Consider the following 24,101-nt stretch of genomic DNA (forward strand, 5'->3'; position numbering starts at 1 on the left):
AGGATGATCAGGTTTGGCCCCGGCACCGTGGATGAGGAGATAACCGCCGAATATTTCGGAAACAAGGCCGCAGGGCTGGCGGAGCTGGTACGCCTTGGGATACCCGTCCCTCCTGGTTTCGCACTTTCGGTCGTATTGTGCGAGGAATATTTTGCGGGGGGCGGAAAGGCGCCTGATGATCTCCGGGAGCTGCTCAGGGAAGGGATATCGTTCCTTGAACGGGCTACATTGCGTAAATTCGGGGGGGCGAGAAACCCCCTCCTGGTCTCGGTCAGGTCCGGGGCCGCGGCCTCGATGCCCGGGGTGATGGAGACGCTCCTGAATGTGGGCTTATCCAGGGAAACGGTCCGGGGCCTGATATTTCTGACAGGGAACCCTCGTTTCGCCTGGGACACCTACCGGCGCGCACTCCAGAATTTCGGGCAGGCCATATACGGACTGGATGGAGGATGGTTCCATGCCCGGCTTTTGGAAGCGATGGCCGCGGAAGACATCCGGGACGAAGTCGAACTGGATGCACACAGCCTGAAGCAGCTGTGCGACGAGTATGAGAAGGAGTTTTCTACTGCAGGAGTAAATTTTCCGCAGGACGTGATGGTTCAGCTCGAACTGTCCGCGCTCGGGGTATTGCGCTCCTGGGAGGGACCGCGTGCGCGTGCGTTTCGGAAGATGAACCTGGTGGAGGGTGCGCGAGGAACCGCGGTGACCGTCCAGGCGATGGTCTACGGCAACCTTGGATCGCAGTCCGGTGCCGGGGTGGCCTTCACGCGGAACCCGTGGAAGGGCGATAACGAGCTGGTGATAGACTTCAAGTTCGGGGCCCAGGGAGAGGACGTGGTCTCGGGTGACCAGGCCGCGACAACCCAGGATGAATTCAGGGCGGCAATGCCCGGCGTATACGATCAACTCTCAGGTTTCGGACGGATGCTCGAACTGCATTTCCACGATATGCAGGATATTGAGTTCACCGTTCAGGACGGCGATCTCTTCATCCTCCAGACAAGAATAGGGAAACGGTCGCCGTATGCGGCACTTGCCATCGCGGTAAACATGGTGATGGAGGGTATACTTACCTCGTCCGATGCGCTGTGGATGTTGCGGGATGTAGACATCGACCGGATCTCGGTCCAGAAGATCAGTTCCCGCGATTATCCGGTGGCAATCGGGGTTCCGGCATCAAGCGGAGTGGCTTCGGGAATGATTGCCCTCAGCAGTGAGCGGGCGGCTCGCGACGCGGAGGAAGGAAAGGACGTGATCCTCGTGAGCGAGACTGCGTCACCGGACGACCTGCCGGGGATCCACTTCGCCAGGGGACTCCTTACCTCCCGTGGCGCAAGAACCTCCCATGCGGCAGTGGTAGCCCGGCAGCTCGGAAAGATCTGCGTGGTGAACTGCACGACGCTGGAGATCGATCTTCCCCGCCACCGATGTACCATCGGTGGGCAGGAACTGCGGGAAGGCGAGGTAATCACAATCGACGGCAACACCGGAAGGGTATACCTCGGAGAAGTTGAAGTGATCCTTGAAAAACCCCAGGATTTGATCGATACGGTCCACTCGTGGGAAAATACCGGGTGATGCAGGGAGAGATCCTGCCCCCCCATCAGGTGAGGTTCTCCCGACCGAACCGGAGGGATGCATACTTGATCAGGGAAGAGAGCCCGTCGGCTTCCGGGTGGACTTCCAGGAATTTCTGGAAATCGTGGACGTTTACTCCCATACTGACCAGGAACGTGGAATAAGCCGCGATGATTCCCCCGGCGGGTGCGGCAACACATATCTCTTCGATCTCTCCGGAATCCGGGTCGGCGGTGAGTTTTGCCATGCCTGTGCGGCCTTCCGGAACGCTCCAGAAGGTACCCGGTCCGGCCGGGCCGGGAACCCAGAGCGATACTCCTTCCGTCTTCGCGTTCCGGGCGAACGCGTACTCGTACATAAGGTTCATCGATTGTGGGATCAAGGTATAGTTCATCTCGCAGGGTCTCCCGAGAATATTATCGGCCGCAACCATTCCTTCCCGCCGGGCGACCGGGGTCAGGCACGGGCAGCCGGTCACGTCCCCCGCAGCGTATACCCCGGAGACGCTGGTCTCCATTCTCCCGTTTACCAGGATCTCTCCAAGGGCCCCTTTTTCGATCCCTGATATATGTTCCGACCGGGGGGCAAGTCCCGCGGCGAGAAAGACCGCATCGCAATTCACTTCTTCCGGCTCTCCTTCGTGTACGAACCGTACCGAACCTGCAGCCTCTTCACCTCCGATCCCGACGAGACGGGCGTGTTCATGAAGGGTGATCCCGGAGAGGTCCCTGATCGCAGCCTCACGGAGCCGGGGATCCAAATTTTTAAGGAACCCGCTCCTTGACACCAGGTCCACGGTGCTCCCCAGGGATTGAAAGATGAATGCAAATTCGGCCGCCATTATCCCTCCCCCCACCACGGTTATCCTGCGCGGAAGGGAGGGAATCTCCGAAAAGGTATGCGAAGTATAGACCCCCGGAAGCCCGATGCCGGGAACATCCGGTATCAATGGACACGAGCCGGTTGCGATCAGCAGGTGATCAGGGGTGTGCGGGTCGTCATCGACAAGGACCGTTTTCCCCTGTACATGGGCCTCTTTCCCGTAAATAATCTCTATCCCGGCATCCCGGGTTTCCTTGTCGAGAAATTCCGCAATTTTTCCCTGCACTTCCGAAAGGCCTGCGACCAGCGCCTCAAAATCGATATCAGGGAGGGACCCGAGTATTCCTCTCCGCCGGAGTACGGCGGACTGGGCCCTGACCCTGGCCACGTCGTTCAGACCGCAGACCAGCATACAGCCGTAATGGAGGCACTGACCCCCGATGCCGCTTTTCCCCCCGGACTCGATCAGCCTTACTTCCTCACCCGCGTGTGCCATGTATACGGCCGCATTGCGCCCTGCGGGCCCCCCGCCGACAACGGTGATCATGGCCGGAGTTACAGAATTTCCACGCCTTCATCCATCGGTTCGGTGAGTATCTCCCCGTTGAACGCATTGATCTCCACGATCTTCTTGCCCCTTATCTGCCAGACCGGCACGTACACCTGGCTGATCTCGATGGCGATGTTCTTCTTCTCGGGTTTGATCACCTTCTCTTCGTAAAATATCGCGTCTCCTTTCACCTGCCTGAGACGCACGTGCTGGGTCAGTTTTTCCACGAGCTCGTTAAAGATCCGCTCCGATGCATCTTCTTTGGTGATATGGGGTTTTACGATATCCGCTTCCGCAGGGACCTCGTCCTCGATCGCGGAGGCCAGGTCCCATCCCATGCAGCTGCCGTTGATCGCATTCATGGCCCCGCTGCCTTCGGAATCGAAGGGGATTCGTTTTTCCTTGTATACCTGTTCACCGGAACTCACGAAATGGTAGTACCAGTGAGGCATGAACCGGAGGGTCGCATTCCCCTGGGTATTGGCGATCTTCTCGGCTGACTGCCGGTTGATCTTGACCGGAAGGTGGAGCAGGGAGATTCCCGAACCGGCAGGTGCCGGTGCTTCGGCCCTGGGCGTAGGTTCCGCCCTGGCCGGTTCCGCGGAAAAGGACAGGACAAGTTCCTTGTCCATTACCCGTGCGAGGGTCGCTTCTCCCGCGTACCTCATGAACTCCTTCTGCCCCCAGACGACGCTGTTATCCGCCCTGACAGATTCATCGTAGGAGAGCAGGAGTTTTCTGCAGGATAGCTCCTGCTCGTCGTTCTTTACCGTATACCTGGTGGAATCGAACTCCCTGATCTCGTCGGTATCGTCGTTGATCATCACGATAAGGCATTCATTACCTTTTATTGCCGAAAGATCAAGTGGAGGATCAACCTCCGAAACCTCGTAACCTGCTGCAGAGATTATCCCTCTCATCGCAACCCTTGCCCGTTCCCGCAAATTCTGGTCCATCAACGTACATTTCCTCCAGCCTTATAGAACAATTTTTCTATTGCAATGAATGAAGAATTATTGATGAGTCTCCCCCTGAAGTTTGTGAATAACACGATTGAAGACTATGCGATGCAGGTGACCTTCGACCCGCGGGAAGGGACCGGAAAAGTGGTCTACAATCTTTCCCTGGTTGACGACAAGGATCTGGAGACATCGATCTCAATTTTTAAGGACGCGTATAAATCGGGGATCTGTGTCAGCGGACTTGTCCGTTTCATCGAAGCCGGAAAAAAGATCGGGGATCTCGTGGTTCCGCAGGGACAGACCGCGATAATCACCATGTGCAGTTCGACCCTGGATGGGATCCTCTTAAAAAAAGGTGTTCCGCTCAACCCGATCGGCGGCGGAGTCGTCGAGATCGAGCGAAGAATCCCCCGCAGGTTTACCCATATCATCCTGTACGAGCATACGACCATCGACCCGCTCCAGGTCCTCATATCTCAGGAGATCACCTCCATCACCAGCGTGATGCGGAAGGGCAGCGGAAACATCCTGGCAAACATCCGGCAGTGCCATATGGAGGCGGAGGCCCTCATCGGGGAAGTGATGGACGACCTTGCAGGGAGCAGTTTTTCGGGGATACTGGACGTGGGCCTCCCGAACACACCCACATTAGGCGTTGCGGTCGACCCTCAGTACATGGGGATAGTCGCGGTCGGAGGTACCAACCCGATAGCCGCGATCCGAGAAGACGGGGTTAATGTCGTCACCCACGCCATCAAGGGACTGATGGAAGCGGATACCATGATCGAGATACTGGATTACTGAGCCTCCGTGCCGGCCCATGCGGAGAAAAAATTCCAGTATATTGAAAAAAACCGTAAAAATCCGATCGATTCAGAGTATAGCGCGGTAAACCCCTCTTCATTTGAGCCCATCAGTACCATGGACTTTTTCGCGTCGACCAGGAAGACGCCTCCGGCAAATGACCGGGGCGTTATCTGTTCGTGATCTTTTGGCCCCTGCTTGATATGCACATTCATCCCTTTGGGAACCTGGCCGTCCCATTGATCGGTAATAATCTCCACCGAGATGCGGGCTGCCAGTTCGGAGAGTATCTCGGTTATTTCCTGCTTTAAAAACCCGTGAAAGAAGATGATCTTCACCGAATCTTCCGCTCCGGAGATCATATCGATCAACCGGACTCTGATATTCTCGTTCCCGTAGATGCTCCAGATCAGCTCCTGGTTTCCACGATCGGGCGAGGAGCGCTCCCGGTACATTTTGTTGAGGATCTTTTTCGCCTGCCTGGCGTCGGATTCCACGGTCTTAAGCAGGCTGTCGATCCCTTCATCGGGGGGGATCGAGGTGAAACGTTTGGGGGTTGTATGGGAGACTGCAACAAGGTTCTTTTGAAGAAGCCTGTCCAGGACCGGGTAGACCGATGCGCGTGGCACCCCGGATATCTCGTGGATCTCTGTCGCGGTCGCACCGGTGACCCGGAGCAGTGCAATGTACACCAGTGCCTCATATTTGGTTAAACCGAGAGATTTGAGAGATTCCGCAATCGTCAGTTGCTGGGGTGACAACTCAGTCATCAATTACCTATATATATAGTAGAATAATAAATGTTGTTATTACAATAACAACAAGTGATCGACCATGGATCTGCGATATCTTGCGTTAATAGCCGTTATAATGGGCTTAATAGTATCCCCGGTTATGGCTGGGACCAAGTACATGTCCGGGGGTCCCGATATCTCCGCAGCACTCTCAGGTTCCAACCAGTTCTCCCCGGGCCAGGACACCACCCTCAATGTAAAAATCGAAAACAAGGGGCTTATCGATATAAAATTTGTCCAGTCCGGGATCGTCGATCGCGATGACCTTCCGAATACCGCAAAACTGGTAAGTGTCGCACTCTCGCCCGGGGATGCCCCTATCGTCATCAAATCCGATCCCCAGAACGTGGGAGACATCCCTGGAGGGAAGAGCGCATCGGCATCCTTTGCAGTGAAGTTCTCCTCGGATGCCGCTGCGGGAAGATACGTGCTCCCCCTGACGGTCAAATACACGTACCTTAGCTCCGCTGAACAGATCGGTCAGGACAGCATCCAGTATATCTATAAGGATGTCGAGGAGACTATCGACCTCCCCGTCTCCATAGAACCAAGGGTGATACTGGAAGTCGTCTCCGCGGACCCGGAACACCTGAATGTGGGAAACGAGGGATATCTGCACGTTAAAGTGAAAAATACCGGTCTGGAGACCGGCGAGTCGACCATCATAAAGATCGCCCGCAATGGGAACAGTCCCCTCATCCCTACAGACAGCAGCGTGTACATCGGCACCCTCAGCCCTGGTGAGACGGTGGACTGCACATTCAAGGTCTCGGTATCCCGCGATGCAACCGCCCAGACGTACCCCGTGGACCTTCTCGCAGTGTACCAGGACCACGAGGGGGACACGGTGACCTCCGATCCCGTGACCGTGGGGGTTCCTGTGGGCGGGAAGGTTTCGTTCGAAGTGATCTCGACACCAGGCGAGCTCACCCCGGGAGTCAAAAAGGTAATCGAGGTGGAATACAGGAATACCGGAGATACTACGGCGTACAATGCCCAGGCGCGGATTAGCGCGATCGATCCGTTCACGAGCAACGACGATACCGCGTTCCTCGGTGACCTTGCACCAGGGGACACTGCTATCGCCCGCTACGAAGTGAGCGTGGACCAGGCGGCTGTTGCCAAAGATTACGGGCTTGATTCTGAGATCCGGTACAGGGATGCTTTGGACAACAGCCAGATCTCGGATACCATGAAAGTCCAGGTGAAGGTTGCCCCGGCCGGATCCCCCCTGCCGATGATAATAGGAATCATCATCATACTCGGGATAGTGGGAGGGGTCGGGTATTATGTGTACCAAAAACGAAAGAAGAACTGATGGTTTTGTGGGGATGGACCCTTCCCGAGCCTGACATCCGCACAGGCACCGATATGCACCGGGTGCTGCAGTCACCTGCCTGCGCAACGGATACCCCCCTCTATTTTATGTACCGGGACCTGGCCCGGTCTGAGAGAGATAAACTCTGGTTACAGAGCCACAATGTGCGGTTCGACCTGACCATCATCCCCCCACGCCAGATATGCGGCGAGTTCGTCAAGACCAAAGGGCATTATCATCCAAAAAATGCCGCAGGTGTAGGGTACCCCGAGATCTACGAGGTTATTTCGGGAGAAGCGCATTACCTGCTGCAGCATCGGGACCTGCACGACGTGGTAGTGATCCCCGCGTATGAAGGTGATGTGGTGATCATCCCACCGGGGTACGGGCATGTCACGATAAACCCGGGATCGTGCAGACTTAGCATGTGCAACCTCGTCTCGACGGAATTCAGGAGCGAATACGAGGAGTTCGAACAGAACCAGGGGGCGGCGTATTACGAACAATGCGACGGATCATTCGTAAAGAACAGCCGCTACCGGGACCTGCCGCCGCTCCGCATCGCGGAGCCGTCACTGCTCGGCAACGAGTTCAGGGAAATAAATGCCCCGCTGTACGAACTGGTGGGACACGGGGGGGAGCTGCCCGGGCTCCTCAACAACCCGGAACGCTACCTTGACCGTTTCAGCAGATTCCGACCAGACTAGGGGCCGGTAAACGTTTATGCTCGCTTTTCTTGACCATTTCGAGCACCTTCTCCTCCCGGTTGTTCTTCGGTCGCCATTCCTGCGCTTCCAGCGCACGGATCGCCGTGTCGATCTCGGCATAGGTCATCCCGATCTCCCCCTCGTCGCTCTGCCCCGGCCATAGCCCTGCGGAAGGAGCTTTTTTAATAATGGCCTCGGGAATGCCCAGTTCTTGTGCCACTTCGACGACCTCTGTTTTCAGGAGGTGCAGGATCGGCTGGAAATCCCCGGCGTTATCCCCGTATTTCGTGGTGTAACCGAGCAGAAACTCGCTCCGGTTCGAGGTCCCGCAGACGAGCCGCCGGTCCCGGTTCGCATAATAATAGAGGATCGCCATCCTGCTCCTCGCCATCAGGTTGCCAGTGAGGTACGGGGTCTCCATAAACCCAGGCATCGCCCGGTATGCGTCCAGCATGGGATCTATCCGCACTACCATATGTGATATCCCGAGGTATTCGCAGAGGGCTCTGGCATCAAGGAGGTCCTCCTCCCTCGAGACGGCGCTTGGCATCGATAATCCGAGAATGTTCCCGCCTCCTATCGCTTTCTCGCAGAACGCCGCAGCAACCGCAGAATCTATACCGCCGGAAATCCCGATAACGATGCCGCCCGCACCGCTGTTCCAGAGTGTGTAGCGGATCATCTGTTCTATCCTGCCCATCGCACAACCAAGATCGCCTTTCATATCACACCTTCAGCCATCATAATAATCGGATAAATTTTCTCAATCCCTCTGTATCGCCCATTGCGATCAGTTCGTCTCCTTCCTGCAGCGCCTCGCCAGGGCCGGGCCTGACCAGCGACCGGTTCCGCCCCTCGATACCGATCACCTTCACCCCGGCTTTTTTCTCTATCCATTCGATATTCTGTGAAAGGACCTTCATCGCCCGTTTCCTGACCACTTTCCTCCCGTCAGGGAGGTTAAGGATGACCTGCACGATGTCGGAGAGCACGACCCCCCCGATCACCTGCCCTCCGATGCTCGGGAGCAGGGCGACGTAATCCGCACCCGCACGGTAGAGTTTGTCCACCGATACCGGTTCGTTGGCACGGGCCAGGATCCTGATTCCCGGGTTTAAGTCCCGTGCCATGAGGGTCGTAAAAATGTTCAGTGTATCGTCATTAAGAGCTACGATGCAGAACTGCGCCTCCTCGACATGCGCCTCCCGGAGGATCCGCTCATCCTCGGCGTTACCTATCACCTGGGAGACCGGGTGCTCCTTCTGGTCGATGACCACGCAGTCGATCCCGAGCCCGGTAAGTTCCCTGTATGCGGCGGATCCCACGTCTCCGAACCCGGCGATAACCGCGAGCGAACTTCCCCGTTCGTCGATAACGAACTCCTGCTCCATCATATTTCCGATATGCTGCACCGATCCGAGGAGAAAGAGCATGGTTGAGGTGTCGAGTATATCGTCGTCCCCGGGCTCGAACGAATAGCGGCCACCCTGCGAGAGAAAGAGTGTCTCGATCTCATACCTGGTAAAGAGGGAGAGGTCCCCGAGTCTCTTTCCCGCGGCCCTGGACCCGGGAATAACAGGGATATTGACAAGTCGCAGTGTTTTCCCGGGATCGGTCCCCGGTGCCCGGGGTTCGCGGTCGGTGATGGTCTCTTCCACTATTGTGCTCACATGGGAGGAGAGTGCGGCGTGGCGGGCCAGGATCTGGCCGGTGACGTGCTTCGGCGAGAGCACGTATTCGGCCCCGGCATAATGAAGGTACCGGTCGAATGCAAGCTTGTCCACCACCGCGATGATCCGTCCCCGGGTTATCTCACGTATCCCGAGGATGACATTCGCTGTGATCTTCTCGTCCTCGTTCACCACGACATTGCTCGCCGTCCGGACCCAGGAATTTGCCCAGGTCGCAGGGTTTGAATAATCCCCCCATACGACGAACGCCCTTCTCCCGTACTTCCGGGTAAGCTCCCTTGCGACATCCTGCGAGTCAGAGACGATGACCATGTCCATCTCTGATATGAGGAGACTGTCGATGAGCGACTTGGTCAGTTCGCCAAACCCTATGATCACCACGTGACCGTACATGCCGTGGGGGGTTTTCCTCGGGGGGGTCGAATAGAAGAGGTTGCTTAGGTAAGGAACAAGGAGCAAAGGCACGATCATGAAGATCAGGATGATCCCGGTGAGCATCATCAGGATGGTAATCCCCACCGTGATCTGGTTCTGGAATGGGAGGAGTTCTCCGTACCCCGTCGTGGTGACCGTCTCCATCACGAAAAGGAGCGCTGCAGGCCAGGTGATGGGCTTTTCCTCGAGGATCGGGTAGGCATAGTGGAAAAGGAACGTATACGCAGCGATTTGAAGAAAGAACAGGGAGAAAAAGAACGCAATCTTCATCCTCCCCGATCCGTGAACCAGGCGCCAGAGGAATCCTCTCTTGTTCAGGACCATTGTCTCACCTGCCCGAGGATCTCGCAGCTCCTGCATGTCGTCCCGCACGGCTCCCCGCATATCCGGCACACCCCTCTCTCCGGAGATTTTCCGGGAGACGTCGTCCCGGAGAGTTCTTCGCCAAGATTTACCAGCGAATGGCGGGCGGACGGATGATACCAGGCATACTGGTTCAGCATCAGGCGAACTTCTGCCCGGAGGGCGTTATGGGAGTACGGGCAGCGGCCCAGTTCGAAGCCCTTCACGTTAAGAAAGGAGTAGAGTGCGACCTCCCGTTCAGGGACGAGGATAAACGGTTTGATCCGGGGGACCATTCCGGGAAAAGGGACTGCCTTTCTCTGGAGCCGGGCAACATCTCCCCGGAGGACATTCATCAGTATACTCTGTGCTTCGTCATCGAGGTTAAATCCGAGGGCGAGTTTGGTCACCCCGTTCTCCCTCGCGACCTTGTTGATCAGGTGACGCCGGAGGACCCCGCAATAGGAGCAGGACTGGGCCTCACCGGTCCGCTCAAGAATACGGTCAAGGGGGATCCCGTATTCTTCTTCAAACGAGGCGGTAATGCAGTCAATCCCCATTCCCCTGGCAAGGTCGCGGGGGGCTTCCGGAGTACGGTACCCCCGGATCCCTTCGTCTATCGTGATAGCGATGAGATCCACGTCCTTCCGGGGCGACAGGATCTTCTCGAGAAAGTAGAGCAGTGCACTGCTGTCCTTGCCTCCGCTTATCGCCACCCCGACACGATCTCCCGGCAGAATCCACCGGTGGGTCCTTACGGCTCTTTTCGCTTTGGTCTCCACGTCCTGGATAAAATGGCTTTCGCAAAGGTGGAGCCCGGAATAACGCTGGAATATTATGGCAGGCCGGAGGCATTTGGTGCAGCGCATATAGGGTATCAGATCAACCTTTATCATCAGGATAGATAAAAATGTGTAGAAACCATGGGAATTTCTGCTGATCATATACGGAAACTGCATAAATACGAGATCCGCATACTGGTCGCCCTGGAACGCCTGATGAAGCGTTACCAGTGGGTTCCCCTTGATATTCTCACCAGAACCGTCCGGCTTTCGGAGTCGGAAGTGAGCTACCGCCTGGGACGACTGATGGACTGGGGCATGGTCCGGTACGATACCGTGCCGTACGAAGGGTATACGCTTATCTTTTCAGGATATGATACGATCGCCCTGATCTCGCTCACGCGAAAAGGAACGGTGAGCGCTCTGGGATGCATGATCGGCGAGGGGAAAGAAGCCCTTGTATACGAAGGCCTCGGGCTGGGCCCGGTGGCGCTGAAATTTCACCACGTCGGGCAGCGCTCATTCCAGTCTGCCCGGGTCACCCGGGAATACCTCCCGGAACAGGGACACTGCCCATGGATCTTTGCCTCGGGATACTCGGCTGAAAGGGAATACCAGGCGCTCCAGCGCCTGCAGCCCGCGGTAAGCGTCCCCCTTCCCATCGATCATAACCGTCACGTGGTAGTGATGGAACTCATCTCCGGGGCGACCCTGAACAGGTGCAGGCTCAGCGAACCCCGGGTCGTACTGGATGCGATACTCGAAAACGTACGGAAATCCTACGAGGCGGGGATAATCCACTCAGACCTGAGTGAGTTCAACGTGATGGTGGACGGGGACGAGCAGGTCTACCTCATCGACTGGCCCCAGTGGATCGACCCCGCCCATCCCAATGCAGAAGAAATCCTTGCCCGCGACGTGGACAATATAATCCGGTATTTCGACCGCAAATACAGGATATCCTATGCCCTGCAGGACGCAATGGCGCTGGTGATGCGATGAAGGTATACGGGATCGATATCATCAGGGGGTCGGTGAGGTCCAGGTCCCGTCGCCCCATGTATGCCCTGGTCCGGATGCATGACCAGGAAATTCTGTCCGAGACCGAGATCTCCTCGTTCCGGCTGGAGAGAATTTTATCGAATGAAAAGCCCGACATCCTGGCGGTCGACAGTCTCCAGGAGATATCGGTCGACCAGCACGACCTCTTTGCATTTCTCCAGGCAATGCCCCCCTCGGTCCGCCTGGTCCAGGTTACCGGTGGCGAGCGAAAAGAAAGCCTCGGCAAGGTTGCCGCCCGGTTCAATATCAGTTTCAACCGCTTTGACCCTTTTGCAGAAGCACGAACCATTGCGAGGGTCGCCTCTCTCGGAGCGGGATACGAGGTGATCGCGTTCGAGAATACGAGCGACATCGTGGTGAGCAGGCACCGCTCCCCCGGGAAGGGAGGATGGAGCCAGAACCGGTATGTGCGGAAGATCCACGGGGCGGTCCAGCAGAAAGCGCGGGAGATTGAGATGGAGCTGGTTGCCGCGGGGCATCGGTACGAGAAGAAAGAGACACGTGCCTTCGGAGGGTGCAGCAGGGTCTCGTTCCAGGTATTCGCCCCGAGGGATCAGATGCCGGTCGCAATGTACCGCGGGGCGGACGTCCAGGTTCGGATCAGCGGGAAAAAACTGGACCGGATCAGGTTCAAACCGCTGACTGGACGGCCAAAATACCTCATCGTGGGGATCGATCCCGGTACCACCACCGCAATCGCGGCCCTGGACCTCGAAGGGAACCTGCTTCACCTCTCCAGCTCCCGCCAGATGTCCATGTCGGACGTTACCGAAGTACTGTACAAAGTGGGAAAGCCGCTGATCATCGCATCCGACGTTCATGAAATGCCGTATTCAGTAGAGAAAATACGAAGAGCGTTCAACGGCGTGGCCTATACTCCGCGCCAGGATATGAGCGTGGAAACCAAGCTCGATCTCGCGGCCCCTCACCCGTATAAAAACGACCACGAACGGGATGCCCTTTCAGCGGCCCTCGATGCACACAGGAGTTATAAGAACAAGTTCCAGAGTATCCAGAAGAGAGTACCTCCGGGCTACGACCTGGACGAAGTCCGTGCGGCGATAGTGCGGGGCCTGTCGGTGGAACAGGCCCTGGGGGAGATCAAAGGGCGGGAAGCCCCGGAGGTCACCGTGACCCCGCATGTTGAAGTGCAGGCTCCGGGTGACGAAAGGATCCGGATCCTCGACGGGACGGTGAAGCGGTTACGTTCTCTGATACAGGAGATGCAGGAGGAATCGAAGCAGAAGGACAGGGAGATCATCCGTCTCCAGGGAAGGTTGAGGAGGATACGTTCTCACCGGGAAGACAAGATCCGGAAGGATAACGAGATCGTCAAGCGCGATGCGATCATCACCAGCCTGAAAAAAAGGGTCAGGCGGGAAGAACGGGTAAACAGGAACCTACGGAAACGGGTGAGCCGGCTGAAGGAGTTTGAAAGCCTGCAACAGCAGGAAAATGCAGTCCCGTTGAAGATTCTCGTCTCGTTTACCAGGGAAGGGTTAAAGTCCCTGATCGAGGAGTTCGGGCTCCGGGAAGGAGAGCTCGTATACATCGCCAGGATCGACGGTTGGAGCCGGAACGTGGTCCGCGATCTCGCTGGCACCGGCATCATGGGCCTGGTGGTCGGCGACGAGGAGAGCATTCCCGGCGACCCCCGGTTCATGGAGCCTTTCCATGAGTATAACATCCCCCTTCTTAACGGGGAGGATGTCGATGCCAGGGTAAAAGGCAAACAAGGCTCGGCGAATAAAAAAATGGTCGACGATGCCCTTTCCGACTGGGAGGAGCGGCGAAAGACCTATGAACTCGAGAAGAAGGCGAAGATGCTCGAGCATATATTCAAAGAATACCGGTCCGAACGTGGAAAGGAGATGAAGAAAGTTGGATGATCGGGAGCTCCTCCGTGAAGTCATGGAGATTGTAGGAAAGGAGTGCTGCCTCGACGACTGTGCGGTGATTCCCGCCGGAGAGCGCTACCTGGTGGCATCGACCGATATGCTCCATAGAAAAACCGATTTTCCTGAAAGGATGTCGGAGTGGCAGATCGGGTGGACCTCGGTGGCGGTGACCCTGAGCGATATCGCTGCGATGGGAGCCAGGCCCTGTTTTGTGCTCCTCGCCGTAGGACTGGATGCAAACACCGCGATCGCTCCGCTCCTGAAGGGAGCGAAGGACTGTTGCGATACGTACGGAACGGACCTGGCAGGGGGGGACCTCGACCATCATGACGAGCTCACGCTCGTGAGTTCCGGAGTCGGCGAAGTCTCCCGCACTCACATTGTGCGGAGGCGGGGGGGCACGCCTGGCGACCTCATATGCGTTACCGGAATTCCCGGGAGGGCCCAGGCAGCGCTTGAGGGCTACCAGGAGTTCGATCGGTATCTTCTCGAGCCCAGACCGAGGGTAAAGGAGGGGCAGATCCTGGGGACGGCGGGAGCGACCTCCATGATGGATCTGAGCGACGGACTGGCGCTCTCGCTCTATGACCTGTCCCTCGCCGGGGATGTGGGGTTCGCCCTCGATTCACGATGTATTCCACGAATTCCAGGGATCCCTGCGGACAAGGGTCTCGAATGTGCGTTGTTCGGCGGAGGAGATTACGAGCTCCTTTTTACCTGCCCGGCAGGCATGCTCCCGGTGGAAGGGGTCGATGCCACCCCGATCGGATCCGTCACCTCAAAAAAAGAGGTCAGCATGGATGGCGCCCCCCTCCCGCGGAGAGGATACCAGCACTCCTGGTAACCCGGCCGAGCGGAGTGCCCGGACTGATTCGGGAGATCTCGCGGGCGGTTTGTGTGGATCAGGAAAGTGCACGAATTGCAGGCGGAGAGATGTTCAAGTACGGGTCAGGTAACTCGGGATACGACCGGTTATACCGTTATCAGGAACAATAAAATTACAGAAAGGGATTATCCCGGGTAGTTGGGCCAGTTTACCTGGATTGCCTGGATCTTCCCGTATTGTGCGTCGGTGTTTCGGGGATCCAGTTCGAGTGCCCGGTCGAACGAACTGATCGCCTCGCTGATATCGCCGAGTTTGATCAACGCGAAGCCTCTGTTGGCCCAAGCCATGGAGATATTCGGGTTGATCGCGATCAGTGCGTCGTATGACTCGAGCGCTTCTTCGAACATGTCATTCCTGTAGAGTGCGATCCCCTTATACATGTAGGCCTCCGTATTATCCGGGTCGATGGCAAGCACCCTGTCATACATCTGGATCGCGGGGAGATATCCTCCCTGGTTCATCCGCTCGTAGGCGAGGTCGAGCATCGCCACCGTGTTGTCAGGCTGAATATCGAGGACCTTCTGGTAGAGACGGATGGCATCGGAATAGTCCCCGAGCCGGTCGAACGCGTACGCGGTATTCATCAGTGCGGGAATGTTTTCCGGGTCGTCTCTGAGTACTTTATCGTAAATACGGGTGGTCTCCTCTCCTCTTCCGAGACTGTGGTACGCCGAGACTTCATAGGACCACGCGACGGAGTTGGAGGGGTCCAGTTCCAGGGCCTTATTATATGCGGCAATGGCATCCAGGTATTTTCCCATGTTATGGAGTGCGAGTCCTTTGGATATCCAGAGCGTAGTAAAGCGCGGGTTCATCGTGAGCGCGGCATCGTAGGCATCTGCTGCCTCCTGATACCTTCCGAGTGCATTAAGGGCGTTTCCTTTCGCCATCAGGGCCATGAAGCTTCCGGGGTCCAGTTCCAGCGCTTTTCCGGCGGCTTCCAGTGCGTCGCTGCTGCGTCCCACGTTCACCAGGGAATTCGCCTTGTAGGCATAGGCGACAGAAATGTCAGGGTCGAGGGCGAGTGCTTTGTCGTACGAGACAAGGGCGTTCTTGTCCTGACCCATGCTGGCCTGGGCGTAGCCCATATTTGTCCATGCCACCGAATTCTCCGGGTCAAGCGCGAGGGATGCATTGTACGCTTCGATCGCCTCGCTGTAACGACCCATGCTGTTAAGCGCAAACCCTTTATTATTCCATGCCACCGAATTCTCCGGGTCGACCTCCAGTGCCCGTTCACTTGCGTCCAGACCGTCGGAATACCTGCCGAGGTTGTTCAACGCGTAGCCCTTGTACGCCCATGCAGAAGCGTCGCCAGGGTTCTGGTCGTTTATCCTCTGATATACCTGGATTGCTTCCGTGTATCGTCCCATGCTGTTGAGCACGATACCCTCACTGGAGAGCAGAACGGTGCTGTTCGGGGAGATATTGAGTGCGTACTGATATGCCTGCAGGGCCTCGTTGTATTGCCCGAAAGCCTTGTAAAGGTCCCCGATCTTCTTCGCGGCACTGGTCTGTTCCGGATTTATGGCTATAGCGTTCTTATACGCGGCCAGCGCTTCGTTATATTGTCCCATCTGGAGGAGGAGGTCGCCCTTGTTCTCTGCGGCTATCGCAAGTTTCGGGTCAACCTCAATGGCCGTATCGAAGGCATCGAGCGCCTTCTGATAATCTCCCATCCTAGCGTACACAATGGCCTTGTACCCCCAGGCGACACCGAGCGAAGGGTCTATGGACAGGGCCTTGTCGTAGGCGTCAAGGGCGTCCTGGTATCTTTCAAGAGTCTGAAGCGAGTTGCCCTTGTACCCCCAGACGATCGCAAGGTTCGGATCCAGCGCAAGGGCATGGTCGAACGATTCGATCGCTTCGGTGTTCCGCCCGAGGTTCTGGAGTGCCATACCTCTCCGGGTCCACGCAAGTGCATTTCCCGGTTCTGATTTTACAATCGAATCGTATATCTCGAGTGATTCGTTATATTTTCCCGAGGCCTCGAGCTGTTTCCCCGCGTCAAGGGATGATTCCGACTGATTGGTCAGGCAGCCAGCGGAAAATATCACTGCGAGGAGGGATACGATCACGATGGCGGGGAATATTTTCATCATCAGGAATGCAATGTAAATACATATAAACCTCGCAGAGCTGGCAGCAGGGGTTAGTATAACCTAAGAGATAAAAAAATATTTATCCCAGAGAATTAAATTATCAATTAAAAGGAGGTAGGATAGATGATATCAATCAGGACCGCAGGAGCAATTGCGATGGTGCTGGTATTTTTAACCGCCATGGCAATGCCGGTCTCCGCGGCAGCAGATTTCAGCAATCTGATCAATTCAGGGAGCTCGATGAATGGAAACATAGGCTCCCTGGCGACCAGCCTGTCGTCAACCATGACCGGACAGCCAAGCGTGAACTATAATGTCGGGCTCCAGGGGATAGGAAATACTCCGGCTCAGGGGAGCATTTCGGCATATGCCAGTGCGAATCTTATGGAAGGAAGATCGGACGGAAGCCTCGCGCAACAGATTCTCTATAGCCAGAGATCCACGGCGAGCGGAGAAATCTCCCTGTTCAGCTTCTCTTTCAGCTATCTGAGCAAATTAAACTCTTAAAATTAATTTTTCCATCCGTTTTTTTGTCAGACATTTTTTTTATACGAATTGGTCATTTAATCCCCTGTTAGGTAAAACGGAGACCAATTCAAGGGAAACTATAAATACTACCACGTAATTATCATTATTTTGATCCGATTCGAAAAGTCGATCAAGGTGGCAAAATGAAGACGAGACTGTTATTACTACTGGTCATCCCGATGCTGATGATCGTATGTGTCACTCCTGCTCTCGGAGCCAGGACAATCCCTGCGAGTAATGAGACCAACCAGTTGACGGTGGTCACCTCGGCAGCGGCGATTGGTTCCGTGACTGCACACACCACTATTGTCTACACCCAGGGGAACGGAAACCTTACGGACAACCCGCCCCTCGAATCCGGTGAAGGCCAATCTACTATTGCCTACACTGAGGATACCTTGGCGGTAAACGGTGCGGTGACCTATGATAAGTACACCAACCTCGATACCGGCAACCAGGGTCCCAACGGAGATAACCTGGAGACCGAGAGGATCATAGAATACTCCGCGGAAGGCGATGGCCAGACCGGAGGCCGTATGCTCTCGAGTGAAGAGATATTGGTTGACACGGCCGCTACCGGAACCATCGACAGTGCGGGATGCTGTCCGTGGGGCTCTGGTCAGGACCAGGTATTGCCAGCTAACAATGATATCGTGGTGGCAGGCTCTACAATGGACGTGACCGAGGCATCGGTGGCATCCACATCCGGGGCAAGGACTACCTCTTCATCGGTCGACACACCTGTGGAGCTCACCTATAGCGTGAACATCCAGGGTATTAACCAGACACCGGGCGACATGAATGAGGCGGCCCAGGGAAGTGCGACGGCCTACGTGAGCGCCAACCTCCAGGAAGGGCTCGGCAACGAGACTGCGAAGGGTACTGATGTCCAGTACAGTGACGTGACCTCCGCAAGCGGCCTGTTCGACCTGGCAAAGGAAGTCTCCTATACTTCAGGGTAATTTTAAACCCACACCTCTTTTCTTTAAAATTTCCACTGATTCACAGGTTGAACCGCCTGGTTCTCCCGCGGGATATCGTTCCGACTCCTTCCCGGGAGTTTTATTCCACGGTCTTCAAGGGTATATCATCGTAAATGCGGCGCTCATATGGTGAATTCTTTGAAAAAATATTTCATCCCGACTGTTTTATGACGTCCATTTTCCCCTCTGGGCATTCTTTTGAGGTTCCCCGGCTCTGCAGCAGCCCCCGGTGCGATATCTCTTTAGCATGGTTTCAAGATGGGTGTCAATGCCATGGTGTGTTCCGGATTTTGTAGATCTATGGAGCATATTTTATCGATATCAGCTGAAAATCTTTCCGGAAACACGAGCGTTCAGGACTAACCTTGTCGGGACGCGAAAGCGGCGGGTATGCCGCCCCTTACGCGTCATTTACGGAATGATTCGTCGCCTTCATTTGTCCGGGGAGAGGCCTTGGAATATATGTACCTGCAATAAGGTGCTCAAGGAATTCAACAGGGATTCTAACCCGGGCGAAGTCCATCTCACCGAATTTGATGAGTTGTTATCCGAGACATTACCTTTCAGGATTTACTGTCGGGCCTATTGTGAGAATTCTTATGAACGGGAAATCTGGCAAATACCTTCTCCATCGACCTGCCAGCATATTGAATGGAATATAATCCGTTCCCCATACTTTTATCCGGAAGGGACATTCCGGCATATTTGCCGGATTCCGGGCGCTTTCTCCACCAGGGATCTGCCTCCCGAAGGTTTTTCTGTTTGTCATATATTTATCATTTCATATAATCATGAACATTCACGATTCGTACCGGGTTTTAATTGCCTGAGAAAAGAGGATACCGTGGTTATAGGATGTCCAGGGGAGTTTTCCGCCATCTGGAAATCGTAATTCTCACTTTTTTCCAGGGTCCCCGGGGGGAAAGTGATCCTGAAGAAGTTCTCCACTGACGGATAATCCATCAGAAATTTTCCATTATTCTTTACACCGGGATATTTTTCTTGGGCAGTACCCTGAAAATTACATCCACCGGGCAACCGGTGCAATGACTCAAAAATATACTCAAAAGTACGCGTCTGCCAAGAAAAGGGATGGTTGAGGAGAAACCTCAATCCCCTTTATCCTGAGACTTCAGAACCGGCGGAGGCCGGACTGGTATGCAATTACCTTCTGGAACAGGGTGATGTCGCCTGCTGCAGTGGACATCTCGGAGTAGGTCAGGTCTTCTGCCTTCGCTCCGTCGTCGGTGCGGGCCTCCTGGATGTGCGCATTGATGTACGCGTCAGCGGATCCCATTGCGGGGACGTCGCCGAAGCCGGTCATCTTGATCGCATAGTCGACTTCAACAGCCGGGTCGCTGGACTTCATGACATGGCGCTCGTCTGCTGCGGTGGTGAGGGACGCAAGGGTCACGTCAACGTCGCTGCCGACCTCGATGATGTTACAGAACGGCGGCATTTCCTCGGTCACACCTACTGCGAACGGGCAGATGAATCCTGTTGCTACATCCTTTCCTTCGGCTGCACCGTCAAGGACCATGTTCTCGGAAGAGAGCATGCGGCCGGTGTCGAGGCCGATGAACTCGACGACCTTTCCGGTCTCGAAGTTATAGGTGCCTGCGACCATGTTCGCGGTGTCAAGGGACTGTCCCTTTACATAGCTGACCAGGCCCTGGTCCGCAATGGTGTCCTCGGTATAGGACATGACGTAGTAGATCTCGTCATCCCCGAGCGGCGGAACAGTGAGGTCCAAGTATGCAAGCGACCATACGATGGTGTCGGTCTCGGTAACGGTTCCCAGTGCTTCGATGTTGGTTGCCGTCACAATTCCCTGGGTCTCAGGTACCTGGTTGACCCCGGTATCGGCCATGGCCATACCGGTGAATGCAACGAGCATGGCCAGTGCAATGACCATGATTGTGAGTTTCTTCATTTAGTTCCTCCTACAGTTATGCTGATACTCTCAGCATCAAACCAGTTTTTTAGTTGCACGATGTTAATAAACTTTCCCTCGAATTGACCACGTATCCAGCCATTTTTACCGGCGAGATAGCTCCGTCAACCGTGGACACGGATGATCAAACCGGGAAAACGTTCGATTAACCCCGGGATCTCATGACCGGACGGACCCTGCAGGCAACGCAGGATCTGCCCTGTTACGAGACCATCAGAACAAGATTCCGAATGAATCCGGATAATCCGGAGAAAGAAGATCCGGACTGATAAGATTCACTGTAGTGCACACTTCCAGAAATCAGCGCCAGAAATCGCAATGGCATGAGGATTATTACAATCCGAAAACAGAATAAAATTTAAAGGGTTTGGGTTTCCCCAAACCGGTCCATCTGAGACCTTAGTACCGGCGGAGGCCGGACTGGTAGGTGATTGCCTTCTGGAACAGGGTGATGTCGCCTGCTGCAGTGGACATCTCAGAGTAGACTACATCCTCAGCCTTGCCACCGGTTGCAGTGCGGGCTTCCTGGATGTGCGCATTGATGTACGCGTCAGCGGATCCCATTGCGGGGATGTCGCCGAAGCCGGTCATCTTGATTGCGTAGTCGACTGCGACTGCGGGGTCACCGGAGGCCATGACATGGCGCTCGTCTGCTGCGGTGGTGAGGGACGCAAGGGTCACGTCAACATCGCTGCCGACCTCGATGATGTTGCAGAACGGCGGGATAGTCTCGGTCACGGCGGATGCGAACGGACAGATGTAGGTAGTAGCGGTGGTCTGGCCGTTGCCTGCACCGTCGAGGACCATGTTCTCGGAAGAGATCATGCGACCGGTGTCAAGACCGACGAACTCGACGACCTTGCCGGTGTCGAAGTTGAAGGTGCCTGCGACCTTGTTCGCGGTGTCAAGGGACTGTCCCTTGGCGTAGCTGACCAGGCCCTGGTCTGCAATGGTGCTCTCGGTGTAGGACATGACATACATCTTGTCACCTGCATCGAGCGGCGGAACGGCGAGGTTGGGGAATCCCAGCTGCCATACGACGCTGTCGGTCTCGGTGACGGTTCCCACTGCCTGGACGGCGGTGGAGGTAACGATGCCCTGGGTCTCAGGGACTGCATTGATTCCGGGGTCTGCCATCGCAACTCCGGTGAGCGCGAAGAGCATGGCCACGGCAATGACCATAAGTCCGAATTTCTTCATTTAATATCCTCCTACAGTTATGCTGATACTCTCAGCATCAACCATAAAATTCAATCTGGTTCCTTAATAACCTTTCTTTTTCTTCTCTGAATTTCGAGGTTTTTATGCGATTACAAACCCATTTTGAATTTATTATAATAAATAAAACGCCTGGCAACATCTGAAATTTTCCCAGGTCCGGAAACAATCAAAGGAGCGCCCGTAGGCATTTGCCGCCAAAGACCGCGGGGACTGTCATCCTCTGTGCCGATATGGATGATTTTGGGCTACATGTGGAATAATGGTTGATTTTTCGGGTGCGAATGAACAGGTGTGCCTGGTTGCAGCTGCCTGCATCTTGAGCGGTTGAGAACCCCACACCGCCGGTGCAAGGCGGACGAACTCAACGACATCCGCTAGTGAAGGGAAGGTGTCAGCGACCTTGTTCGCGGTGTCACGGGATTGCCTCTTGGCGTAACTGACCTGGCCCTGGTCCGTAATAGTGAATTCTCAAACTTAAGCCAAACCGCGTTCTGATGGCCCGGAAAAGATACCAAAAAACACCTGATGGCCTCTGAAAAACAAAATCGATAAAAAATTGGGTTTGGGTTTCCCCAAACCAGTCTTATCTGAGACCTTAGTACCGGCGGAGGCCGGACTGGTAGTCGATTGCCTTCTGGAACAGGGTGATGTCGCCTGCTGCAGTGGAGGTCTCGGAGTATGCTACATCCTCAGCCTTGCCACCGTCGCCGGTGCGTGCTTCCTGGATGTGTGCATCGATGTACGCGGTTGCGGATCCCATCGCGGGGATGTCGCCGAAGCCGGTCATCTTGATGTCGTAGCCGACTGCAACACCCGGGTCGCCGGAGGCCATGACATGGCGTTCGTCAGCGGCGGTGGTCAGGGATGCAAGGGTTACATCGACATCGCTGCCGACCTGGATGATGTTGCAGAACGGCGGGATGGTGTCGGTGGTGGCGGATGCGAACGGACAGATGTAGGTAGTAGCGGTGTCCTGACCGTTGCCTGCACCGTCGAGGACCATGTTCTCGGAAGAGAGCATGCGGCCGGTGTCGAGGCCTACGAACTCAACGACCTTCTGGGTTGCGAAGTTGTTGGTGCCTGCGACCTTGTTTGCGGTGTCAAGGGACTGTCCCTTGGCGTAGCTGACCAGGCCCTGGTCTGCAATGGTGTTCTCGGTGTAGGACATGACGTAGTACTTGCCGCCTTCAGGGTCGAGCGGGGGTACTGCAGCGTTGGGGTATCCCAGCTGCCATACAACACTGTCGGTCTCGGTTACGGTTCCCACTGCCTGGACGGCGGTGGAGGTGACGATACCCTGGGTCTCAGGGACTGCATTGATCCCGGGGTCTGCCATTGCCATTCCAGTGAATGCAACGAGCATTGCCAGGGCAATTGCCACGAATGCGAATTTCTTCATATTGTTCCTCCTACATTTATGCTGATACCCTCAGCATCAACCAATTTGTTGGAGACAATCGGTTATCAACTTTTCTCCGTTTTTACGGGAAACGGGGTTAATATATCATTCCTTTTGGTGAAATGATAGAAATTTGAGGTTAATTCGTATAACCTGCAGGTTCAACACATCGAGGAAAGATATCCCTGCTTATTTCTTGATTACCTCAAAAAATAAAGTTATTTCCGGGCGACCGTCAGGTAGCCGCTATGGCATACCCTGGTCGAAGGCCGGGTTCCCCGTGTGCTGCGGGTCATCTCCCGTTCGATGCACTCGCGGGAATTCACCTCCGAAAACAGCCCCCCCGCCGCATCCGCGACGAGCGCGAGATGTTCGAAGAACGGGGTGTAGCATACCAGGAATCCCCCGGGGACAAGAAGCCGGTGGGCGAGGCTGACATGGTCCCGGGTCAGAGTCATGTCAAAGTTCACCACGTCGAATGTTCCCTCCGCATTCAGCACGTCGTCTGCCACGACATGTACGTTCGTAAGTCCTGCGTCGGTAATATTCGCCGAGGCGAGGCGGGCGAAATCGGGACGCACTTCGTAGGTCGTGACCTCCTTCGCGATCCCTCCGAAGTATATCGCCGCAATTCCCGAACCGGTCCCCGCATCGAGGACCCGGTCGTCCCGGTTCATGCCGGTATACGCGATGACCATCCCGATATCCCTGGGGAGCATGGGGGCCCCGCTTCTCTTGGAATATTCGAAAAAGTCAGGAGCCCGGGGACGCAGAATGAGAAAAGAGTTTCCGTTGTGGGACTCGATGCAATCACCGCTCTCCTTTCCGACCGCCTGGCCCAGGTCTATCATGCCCAGGTCGGTGGAGAACGTCCCGCTGCCCGCACGGACGAAATATTTCCGGTCGGGACCGACCAGGAGAATCCGTTCTCCCTCGCCGATCATTGCTGCGAGACCGAGAGGATTGCCTCTGCAATGTCCCCTTTGCACCGGATCAGGGCTTCACGCGCCTTATCCATAGGGACCCCGGACTGCTCGGCCACCATCTTCACATCGTCTTCCGGAATGTCCGGAGCCGACTCCTCGAAACGGGGCTGGCCCATGATCTGGTACGTGGTGACACCCTGCATCACCATCGCAGTGACCTCTGCAGAGTCGAAAATGTACCTGCCTCTGGAGGTGGTGATGACGATCTGCTGCACATCCTCGATGGGCTCGATCTGCATACCCATCTGCTTCATCATCTGTTTCATCTTTTTTGGGTTCACATTCCCCGGAAACATG

At 55.5% G+C, this 24,101-nt stretch carries 22 protein-coding genes; 9 read left to right on the forward strand and 13 right to left on the reverse strand.

The window, feature by feature from the left end:
• Positions 1-3: 3 nt before the first annotated feature.
• Positions 4-1,578 (forward strand): PEP/pyruvate-binding domain-containing protein, encoded by a 1,575-nt coding sequence (locus J2741_RS09290; protein ID WP_209674992.1) that lies wholly within the window; start codon positions 4-6, stop codon positions 1,576-1,578.
• A gap of 25 nt (positions 1,579-1,603) precedes the next feature.
• On the opposite strand, the gene J2741_RS09295 is transcribed toward J2741_RS09290, so the two are convergent.
• Positions 1,604-2,947, reverse strand: coding sequence for an FAD-dependent oxidoreductase (locus J2741_RS09295; RefSeq protein WP_209674993.1), 1,344 nt, complete (start codon positions 2,945-2,947; stop codon positions 1,604-1,606).
• Positions 2,948-2,955: 8 nt separating this feature from the next.
• A complete protein-coding gene (locus J2741_RS09300; RefSeq protein ID WP_245249472.1) occupies positions 2,956-3,906 on the reverse strand; it encodes a hypothetical protein in 951 nt (316 codons plus the stop codon).
• 63 nt (positions 3,907-3,969) lie between these two features.
• Between J2741_RS09300 and J2741_RS09305 the strand changes: the two genes are divergently transcribed.
• On the forward strand, positions 3,970-4,716 hold the full coding sequence (locus J2741_RS09305; RefSeq protein ID WP_209674994.1) for a DUF128 domain-containing protein: 747 nt from the start codon (positions 3,970-3,972) through the stop codon (positions 4,714-4,716).
• Here the strand turns inward: J2741_RS09305 and J2741_RS09310 are convergent.
• Entirely contained in the window at positions 4,710-5,486 is a 777-nt protein-coding gene (locus J2741_RS09310) for a TrmB family transcriptional regulator (RefSeq protein ID WP_209674995.1), read from the reverse strand. The genes J2741_RS09305 and J2741_RS09310 overlap by 7 nt on opposite strands.
• Positions 5,487-5,610: 124 nt before the next feature.
• Here J2741_RS09310 and J2741_RS09315 point away from each other — a divergent pair, with 124 nt between their 5' ends.
• Together J2741_RS09315 and J2741_RS09320 are read left to right on the forward strand one after the other, a co-directional pair.
• Positions 5,611-6,828 (forward strand): COG1361 S-layer family protein, encoded by a 1,218-nt coding sequence (locus J2741_RS09315; RefSeq protein WP_245249474.1) that lies wholly within the window; start codon positions 5,611-5,613, stop codon positions 6,826-6,828.
• Positions 6,828-7,535 carry a glucose-6-phosphate isomerase family protein gene (locus tag J2741_RS09320; protein WP_209674997.1) on the forward strand — a complete coding sequence of 236 codons (708 nt, stop codon included), beginning with the start codon at positions 6,828-6,830 and terminating at the stop codon, positions 7,533-7,535. The genes J2741_RS09315 and J2741_RS09320 overlap by 1 nt, the downstream gene beginning before the upstream one ends.
• Here J2741_RS09320 and J2741_RS09325 read toward each other — a convergent pair.
• The 3 genes from J2741_RS09325 to J2741_RS09335 are packed head-to-tail and all read right to left on the reverse strand — an operon-like array spanning position 7,513 to position 10,899.
• Positions 7,513-8,259, reverse strand: coding sequence for an NAD+ synthase (locus tag J2741_RS09325; protein WP_209674998.1), 747 nt, complete (start codon positions 8,257-8,259; stop codon positions 7,513-7,515). The two genes, J2741_RS09320 and J2741_RS09325, sit on opposite strands and share 23 nt — an antisense overlap.
• Positions 8,260-8,275: 16 nt before the next feature.
• Positions 8,276-9,985 carry a potassium channel family protein gene (locus J2741_RS09330; RefSeq protein ID WP_209674999.1) on the reverse strand — a complete coding sequence of 570 codons (1,710 nt, stop codon included), beginning with the start codon at positions 9,983-9,985 and terminating at the stop codon, positions 8,276-8,278.
• Positions 9,976-10,899 (reverse strand): TIGR00269 family protein, encoded by a 924-nt coding sequence (locus tag J2741_RS09335; RefSeq protein ID WP_245249477.1) that lies wholly within the window; start codon positions 10,897-10,899, stop codon positions 9,976-9,978. The genes J2741_RS09330 and J2741_RS09335 overlap by 10 nt, the downstream gene beginning before the upstream one ends.
• 27 nt (positions 10,900-10,926) lie before the next feature.
• On the opposite strand from J2741_RS09335, the gene J2741_RS09340 reads away from it, so the two are divergent.
• The 3 genes from J2741_RS09340 to thiL are packed head-to-tail and all read left to right on the forward strand — an operon-like array spanning position 10,927 to position 14,589.
• Complete coding sequence (locus J2741_RS09340) at positions 10,927-11,787, forward strand: serine/threonine-protein kinase RIO2 (protein ID WP_209675000.1); 861 nt, start codon at positions 10,927-10,929, stop codon at positions 11,785-11,787.
• Positions 11,784-13,736, forward strand: coding sequence for a DUF460 domain-containing protein (locus J2741_RS09345; RefSeq protein WP_209675001.1), 1,953 nt, complete (start codon positions 11,784-11,786; stop codon positions 13,734-13,736). The genes J2741_RS09340 and J2741_RS09345 overlap by 4 nt, the downstream gene beginning before the upstream one ends.
• The gene (gene thiL, locus J2741_RS09350) at positions 13,729-14,589 is read left to right on the forward strand and encodes a thiamine-phosphate kinase (protein WP_209675002.1); all 861 of its coding nucleotides are present in this window, start codon (positions 13,729-13,731) and stop codon (positions 14,587-14,589) included. The genes J2741_RS09345 and thiL overlap by 8 nt, the downstream gene beginning before the upstream one ends.
• Positions 14,590-14,756: 167 nt before the next feature.
• Here the strand turns inward: thiL and J2741_RS09355 are convergent, their stop codons facing one another.
• Positions 14,757-16,733 carry a tetratricopeptide repeat protein gene (locus J2741_RS09355; protein ID WP_209675003.1) on the reverse strand — a complete coding sequence of 659 codons (1,977 nt, stop codon included), beginning with the start codon at positions 16,731-16,733 and terminating at the stop codon, positions 14,757-14,759.
• Between the two features lie 123 nt (positions 16,734-16,856).
• On the opposite strand from J2741_RS09355, the gene J2741_RS09360 reads away from it, so the two are divergent.
• Both J2741_RS09360 and J2741_RS09365 read left to right on the forward strand, forming a co-directional pair.
• Positions 16,857-17,240, forward strand: a complete 384-nt coding sequence (locus J2741_RS09360) for a hypothetical protein (RefSeq protein ID WP_209675004.1) — start codon at positions 16,857-16,859, stop codon at positions 17,238-17,240.
• A 164-nt stretch (positions 17,241-17,404) separates the two neighbouring features.
• Positions 17,405-18,223 carry a hypothetical protein gene (locus J2741_RS09365; protein WP_209675005.1) on the forward strand — a complete coding sequence of 273 codons (819 nt, stop codon included), beginning with the start codon at positions 17,405-17,407 and terminating at the stop codon, positions 18,221-18,223.
• Between the two features lie 577 nt (positions 18,224-18,800).
• Here J2741_RS09365 and J2741_RS09370 read toward each other — a convergent pair.
• From J2741_RS09370 to J2741_RS09395, 6 genes are all read right to left on the reverse strand, one after another.
• Positions 18,801-19,013, reverse strand: a complete 213-nt coding sequence (locus J2741_RS09370) for a hypothetical protein (RefSeq protein ID WP_209675006.1) — start codon at positions 19,011-19,013, stop codon at positions 18,801-18,803.
• Between the two features lie 363 nt (positions 19,014-19,376).
• Positions 19,377-20,177, reverse strand: coding sequence for a hypothetical protein (locus J2741_RS09375; protein ID WP_209675007.1), 801 nt, complete (start codon positions 20,175-20,177; stop codon positions 19,377-19,379).
• Between the two features lie 420 nt (positions 20,178-20,597).
• Entirely contained in the window at positions 20,598-21,398 is an 801-nt protein-coding gene (locus J2741_RS09380) for a hypothetical protein (RefSeq protein ID WP_209675008.1), read from the reverse strand.
• A 616-nt stretch (positions 21,399-22,014) separates the two neighbouring features.
• Complete coding sequence (locus tag J2741_RS09385; protein WP_209675009.1) at positions 22,015-22,818, reverse strand: hypothetical protein; 804 nt, start codon at positions 22,816-22,818, stop codon at positions 22,015-22,017.
• Between the two features lie 218 nt (positions 22,819-23,036).
• Positions 23,037-23,762 (reverse strand): methyltransferase domain-containing protein, encoded by a 726-nt coding sequence (locus J2741_RS09390; protein ID WP_209675010.1) that lies wholly within the window; start codon positions 23,760-23,762, stop codon positions 23,037-23,039.
• Positions 23,759-24,100: a nascent polypeptide-associated complex protein gene (locus J2741_RS09395; RefSeq protein WP_209675011.1), complete on the reverse strand. Its 342-nt coding sequence runs from the start codon at positions 24,098-24,100 to the stop codon at positions 23,759-23,761. The genes J2741_RS09390 and J2741_RS09395 overlap by 4 nt, the downstream gene beginning before the upstream one ends.
• Position 24,101: the final 1 nt, after the last annotated feature.

The sequence above is a fragment of the Methanolinea mesophila genome, from assembly GCF_017873855.1.
Classification (GTDB): domain Archaea; phylum Halobacteriota; class Methanomicrobia; order Methanomicrobiales; family Methanospirillaceae; genus Methanolinea_B; species Methanolinea_B mesophila.

Coding starts and splice junctions, on each gene's coding strand:
- J2741_RS09290 (WP_209674992.1), top strand. CDS start 4: ATGATCAGGTTTGGCCCCGGCACCGTGGATGAGGAGATAACCGCCGAA.
- J2741_RS09295 (WP_209674993.1), bottom strand. CDS start 2,947: ATGATCACCGTTGTCGGCGGGGGGCCCGCAGGGCGCAATGCGGCCGTA.
- J2741_RS09300 (WP_245249472.1), bottom strand. CDS start 3,906: ATGGACCAGAATTTGCGGGAACGGGCAAGGGTTGCGATGAGAGGGATA.
- J2741_RS09305 (WP_209674994.1), top strand. CDS start 3,970: ATGAGTCTCCCCCTGAAGTTTGTGAATAACACGATTGAAGACTATGCG.
- J2741_RS09310 (WP_209674995.1), bottom strand. CDS start 5,486: ATGACTGAGTTGTCACCCCAGCAACTGACGATTGCGGAATCTCTCAAA.
- J2741_RS09315 (WP_245249474.1), top strand. CDS start 5,611: ATGGCTGGGACCAAGTACATGTCCGGGGGTCCCGATATCTCCGCAGCA.
- J2741_RS09320 (WP_209674997.1), top strand. CDS start 6,828: ATGGTTTTGTGGGGATGGACCCTTCCCGAGCCTGACATCCGCACAGGC.
- J2741_RS09325 (WP_209674998.1), bottom strand. CDS start 8,259: ATGAAAGGCGATCTTGGTTGTGCGATGGGCAGGATAGAACAGATGATC.
- J2741_RS09330 (WP_209674999.1), bottom strand. CDS start 9,985: ATGGTCCTGAACAAGAGAGGATTCCTCTGGCGCCTGGTTCACGGATCG.
- J2741_RS09335 (WP_245249477.1), bottom strand. CDS start 10,899: ATGATAAAGGTTGATCTGATACCCTATATGCGCTGCACCAAATGCCTC.
- J2741_RS09340 (WP_209675000.1), top strand. CDS start 10,927: ATGGGAATTTCTGCTGATCATATACGGAAACTGCATAAATACGAGATC.
- J2741_RS09345 (WP_209675001.1), top strand. CDS start 11,784: ATGAAGGTATACGGGATCGATATCATCAGGGGGTCGGTGAGGTCCAGG.
- J2741_RS09355 (WP_209675003.1), bottom strand. CDS start 16,733: ATGATGAAAATATTCCCCGCCATCGTGATCGTATCCCTCCTCGCAGTG.
- J2741_RS09360 (WP_209675004.1), top strand. CDS start 16,857: ATGATATCAATCAGGACCGCAGGAGCAATTGCGATGGTGCTGGTATTT.
- J2741_RS09365 (WP_209675005.1), top strand. CDS start 17,405: ATGAAGACGAGACTGTTATTACTACTGGTCATCCCGATGCTGATGATC.
- J2741_RS09370 (WP_209675006.1), bottom strand. CDS start 19,013: ATGACAAACAGAAAAACCTTCGGGAGGCAGATCCCTGGTGGAGAAAGC.
- J2741_RS09375 (WP_209675007.1), bottom strand. CDS start 20,177: ATGAAGAAACTCACAATCATGGTCATTGCACTGGCCATGCTCGTTGCA.
- J2741_RS09380 (WP_209675008.1), bottom strand. CDS start 21,398: ATGAAGAAATTCGGACTTATGGTCATTGCCGTGGCCATGCTCTTCGCG.
- J2741_RS09385 (WP_209675009.1), bottom strand. CDS start 22,818: ATGAAGAAATTCGCATTCGTGGCAATTGCCCTGGCAATGCTCGTTGCA.
- J2741_RS09390 (WP_209675010.1), bottom strand. CDS start 23,762: ATGATCGGCGAGGGAGAACGGATTCTCCTGGTCGGTCCCGACCGGAAA.
- J2741_RS09395 (WP_209675011.1), bottom strand. CDS start 24,100: ATGTTTCCGGGGAATGTGAACCCAAAAAAGATGAAACAGATGATGAAG.